Source organism: Caballeronia sp. M23-90, from assembly GCF_053574605.1.
On record NZ_JBSIPA010000526.1, the window covers coordinates 1 to 4,285 of the forward strand.

Below are 4,285 nucleotides of genomic sequence, written 5' to 3' on the forward strand. Positions count from 1 at the left end.
TCGCTCGTGATCGCGACACGCGGCATCGATATCTCCGTAGGCGCCGTCGTCGCCATCACGAGCGTCATGCCCAGCGACACCAGCACGAGCGGCGCCGCACGATTGAGGATATCGATGGGCGCGCCGAACCAGTGGCCATCGAGTACGGAAATCGAGAGGAAATGCGCGTTCTGGCTCAGGTCGAGCAGAATCAGCAACACGAGCGTGAGAGCCGGCCATACGAGAGGATGTTGCAACGCTGCCTTGATCGGGTTCACTGGCTGCCTCCTGCTATCAACCGGTACACCTGGTCTTCCGACGTCGCGTGCCCCTCGACTTCCGCCACCTTGCGCCGGTCGCGCAGCACCGCGATCCGGTGGCTCACGCGCACCACTTCGTTCACCTCCGAGGAGATGAACACAATGCCAAGGCCTTTCGCGCACAGCGCCAGCACACGATCCATGATTTCGAATTTGGCTGCAACGTCGATACCGCGCGTGGGTTCATCGAGAATCAGCATCTTCGGCTCGGTCGCAAGCCAGCGCGCGAGCAGCACCTTCTGCTGGTTCCCGCCAGAGAGAAGTCCGATTGGCTGCTCTGCGTCGCGCGCCTTGATGCCAAGCCGCCCGATATAGTCATCGGCTATTTCGCGTTGTTTCGCCTTCCCTATGACGCGCCACCAGCCGCGTTGCACCTGCAGCGCAAGCACGATGTTCTCCCGTATGGAAAGCTCCGCAACAATGCCTTCCTTCTTCCTGTCCTCGGGGCAATACCCCACGCCGCGGCGCACGGCATCGCGAGGCGAGCGAAGTTTCACTGCCTTCCCGCCGATGGACATGCTGCCCGCGTCCGAACGCTCAGCGCCAAAAAGCAGGCGCGCGGTCTCGGTGCGGCCGGACCCGAGCAGGCCCGCGAGGCCGAGGATCTGGCCGGGCTGCACATCTATATCGATGGGATTCATCACGCCACGCCGGCCGCTGCCGCGCATGGTGAAGAACGGCGGCACCAGACTCTTCTTTGCCGGCGGTTCATCAGCCGCGCGTTTCAGGCGCTCGGTCATGCGTTCATGGCCCACCATCTTCGAAACCAGCAGTTCCACCGGCAGATCGCGGGCCAGATATTCGCCTTCACGCTCGCCATTGCGCATGACCGTGATGCGGTCCGAGACCGCGTAGGTCTGCTCGAGAAAATGCGTGACAAAGAGGATCGCGATGCCCGATTGCTTGAGCTTCTGCAGCACGCCGAAAAGCCGCGCGACTTCTCCTTCGTCGAGGCTCGACGTGGGTTCATCGAGAATCAGCACACGCGCATCCACCGATACCGCTCGCGCGATCGCAACCATCTGCTGCACCGCGATCGGGTAGGTATCGAGTGACTTGGTCACATCGAGATATACGTTCAGGTCGGCCAGCGCCGCCTCGGCACGCGCACGAATGGTCTTCCAGTCGATAGCGCCATGCCGTTTCGGCTGCCGTCCGGCAAACACGTTTTCGGCGACGGACAGATTCGGACACAGGTTCACTTCCTGATACAGCGTCCTGATTCCAGCCGCTTCCGCATGGAGCGGCGTTGCGAAACTGACCGCCTCGCCACCCAGCCGGATCTCGCCGGCGTCGTGCGCGTGGACGCCGGTGAGTACGTTGATGAGCGTCGACTTGCCAGCGCCGTTCTGACCCATCAGCGTATGGATCTCGCCGGGCAACAACCGGAAGTCCACGTTCTGCAGCGCCTTGACGCCCGGGAACGACTTCGAGATACCGATGGTTTCAAGGATGGGCGAAGCGATCATGGAGTCTCGCCGCTCAGTATTTACGCTGCGGCAGGATCTGCGCCGCGACGCTCATGGGGAACACGGTTTCGTCGGTGACGATGCGCTTGGGCAACTCCTTGCCCGCCACCACTTCTTTCACCGCGGTCATGAGTTGCGGGCCGAGCAGCGGACTGCATTCGACGTCCACATTGATCTTGCCGGCCACCATGGCTTCGAAGCCGCCCTTGGTGGCGTCGAACGAGACCACGCTCACGTCCTTGCCCGGCTTGACGCCGGCTTCTTCCATGGCCTGGATCGCACCGAGCGCCATGTCGTCGTTATGCGCGTAGACCACGTTGATCTGCTTGCCGTAAGTCTTGATGAAAGCTTCCATGACCTGCTTGCCGCCAGCCAGCGTGAAGTCGCCGCTTTGCGAAGCGATGACCTTGAACTTTGGATCGTTCTTGATCACTTCCAGCAGCCCGGCACGACGGTCATTTGCGGGCGCGGAGCCGACCGTGCCCTGCAACTCGGCAATGTTGATCGGACCGGCTTCGTTCTTGTAGCGCTCTTCGAGCCATTTGCCCGCGCGCCGGCCTTCTTCCAGGAAGTCCGAACCGATCATGGTGACGTACAGGGATTTGTCCTTCACGTCGATATTACGGTCAGTGAGGATCACTGGAATCTTCGCGGTTTTCGCTTCGATGAGCACCGGTTCCCAGCCGGATTCGACCACCGGCGAAAACGCGATCACATCGACTTTCTGGGCGATATAAGAACGGATCGCCTTGATCTGGTTTTCCTGTTTCTGCTGGGCATCGGAGAATTTCAGATTGATGCCGGCATCCTTGGCCGCGCTTTTGACCGATACGGTATTGGCGGTGCGCCATGCGCTCTCGGCGCCCACTTGCGAAAAGCCCAGGGTGATTTTCTTGTCGTCGGCCTGGGCGTTCAGGCTTGCGCCCAGCAATAGCGCAGAACCAAGCAGCGCACCAATGGCTGCGCGTCGAGCATGTCTCATGGTTGTCTCCGATTTATTTGTGTTTGTAATCGGTACTGCCGCGCTTCTTTGCCGCTCATGCGGGATGGGCGGTCATTGGACTCAGGACGTACCGGAACGAAGCGTAGCGCCGGGGTGCATGGCGGTCCAATCAGTTATTTGGCATTTGCGATACCAGGAATGGTATGGCGGAGGGGTGGTGGCCGAGCGGCGGAACGATCCGTGCGCCCGCTTTATCCGATGTGCGAATGTTTTACGCGCGCAGGCGAGACTTCCATGGTCGTCAGTTCCTGGACGATGCCGCAGTCACCCACGGCTTGCTCCACCGGGCAGCGGCTTCGCAGACTGGTCAGTTGCGCCTTCAACTGCTGCAATTCCTCGATCCGATGATCGACGTGCGAGATGTGTTCATCGACCAGTGCGTTGATGGCGCCGCACTGCTCCGCCGGCTTGTCCGTCAGTCCCAGCAGGGCCCTGATCTCGTCATGCGCCATGTCGAGCGCCCGGCAATTCCTGATAAAACGCAGCCGCTCGACGTGGACAGCCGAGTAATCCCGATAATTCCCGCCCGTGCGCTCGGCATCGGGCATCAGGCCTTCTTTCTCATAAAAACGGATCGTTTCCGTCGTGCAACGTGCGCTTTTGGCGAGTTCTCCGATTTTCATGCGACCTCCGTGTTAGCGCTTGACCTTGAAGTGGTGGGCTGGCGTTATGCGCTCGCATCGCTTGAACGGCGCAGCGGCGCGAGCGCGTTGCAGATCACGGCGTTGGGTATCGGCTTGATGTGCCTGTTGCTGATTGCCATGACACGCAGCGACTTGATCGCCGGATGGCGGCAATCCACTCCGCCCGATGCGCCGAATCAGTTTCTCATCGATATCCAGCCCGACCAGCGCGCCGGCGTCATGACCTATCTGCAGCAGCATGGCCAGGCCGATGTCGCCCTGTCGCCGATGGTGCGAGGCCGTCTCGTCGCGGTCAACGGCAAAGCGGTCAGCCCCGACAACTACGAGAAAGCCGATGCAAAACGGCTGGTCGACCGCGAATTCAACTTGTCGTACACCACGGAGCTGCCAAGCGATAACCGTCTGGTTGGCGGCGATTGGTACGGCACGGACGGCAAGGCACAAGTATCGATAGAACAGGGCCTCGCCAAGACCATAGGCGTGAAGCTCGGCGACACGCTGCGTTTCGATGTCGCCGGCATGCAGGTGGAAGGGCCGGTCACGAGTCTGCGCAAGGTCGACTGGAATTCGTTCAAGGTGAACTTCTTCGTTCTGATGCCGCCGCCGTCCATCAGCGACCTGCCCGCCACGTTCATCACGAGTTTCCATTTGCCGCCGGGGCAGCAGGGATTGATCGACGGGTTGGTCGGGCAGTATCCGAATGTGACCGCCATCGATACCGCGCCGATCCTCGCGCAAATCCAGCGCGTGCTGGAACAGGTCATTGGCGCCGTGCAGTTCCTTTTCATCTTCACGCTGGCAGCAGGCGTGCTCGTGTTGTACGCCGCGCTCGCCGGTACGCGCGACGAACGCATGCGCGAGTCCGCGCTA

General features: G+C 61.0%; 3 protein-coding genes and 2 pseudogenes. 1 reads left to right on the plus strand and 4 read right to left on the minus strand.

All coding sequences use genetic code 11. The features are described 5' to 3' along the window. From ACRXB1_RS31705 to cadR, 4 genes and pseudogenes are all read right to left on the minus strand, one after another. A pseudogene (locus tag ACRXB1_RS31705) lies at nucleotides 1-257 on the minus strand (hypothetical protein); the annotation flags it as partial. Further along, a complete protein-coding gene (locus ACRXB1_RS31710; RefSeq protein ID WP_075358006.1) occupies nucleotides 254-1,768 on the minus strand; it encodes a sugar ABC transporter ATP-binding protein in 1,515 nt (504 codons plus the stop codon). The pseudogene ACRXB1_RS31705 and the gene ACRXB1_RS31710, both read right to left, overlap by 4 nt. Nucleotides 1,769-1,781: 13 nt before the next feature. Then, nucleotides 1,782-2,750: an ABC transporter substrate-binding protein gene (locus ACRXB1_RS31715; RefSeq protein WP_062001554.1), complete on the minus strand. Its 969-nt coding sequence runs from the start codon at nucleotides 2,748-2,750 to the stop codon at nucleotides 1,782-1,784. Between the two features lie 212 nt (nucleotides 2,751-2,962). Further along, nucleotides 2,963-3,394 carry a Cd(II)/Pb(II)-responsive transcriptional regulator gene (gene cadR / locus ACRXB1_RS31720; protein ID WP_449494287.1) on the minus strand — a complete coding sequence of 144 codons (432 nt, stop codon included), beginning with the start codon at nucleotides 3,392-3,394 and terminating at the stop codon, nucleotides 2,963-2,965. A gap of 33 nt (nucleotides 3,395-3,427) precedes the next feature. Between cadR and ACRXB1_RS31725 the strand changes: the two are divergent. Beyond that, nucleotides 3,428-4,285 (plus strand): annotated as a pseudogene (locus ACRXB1_RS31725) (ABC transporter permease); the annotation flags it as partial.

Excerpts from the sequence above, each read along its gene's own strand:
- ACRXB1_RS31710 (WP_075358006.1), bottom strand. The coding sequence starts at position 1,768 with ATGATCGCTTCGCCCATCCTTGAAACCATCGGTATCTCGAAGTCGTTC.
- ACRXB1_RS31715 (WP_062001554.1), bottom strand. The coding sequence starts at position 2,750 with ATGAGACATGCTCGACGCGCAGCCATTGGTGCGCTGCTTGGTTCTGCG.
- cadR (WP_449494287.1), bottom strand. The coding sequence starts at position 3,394 with ATGAAAATCGGAGAACTCGCCAAAAGCGCACGTTGCACGACGGAAACG.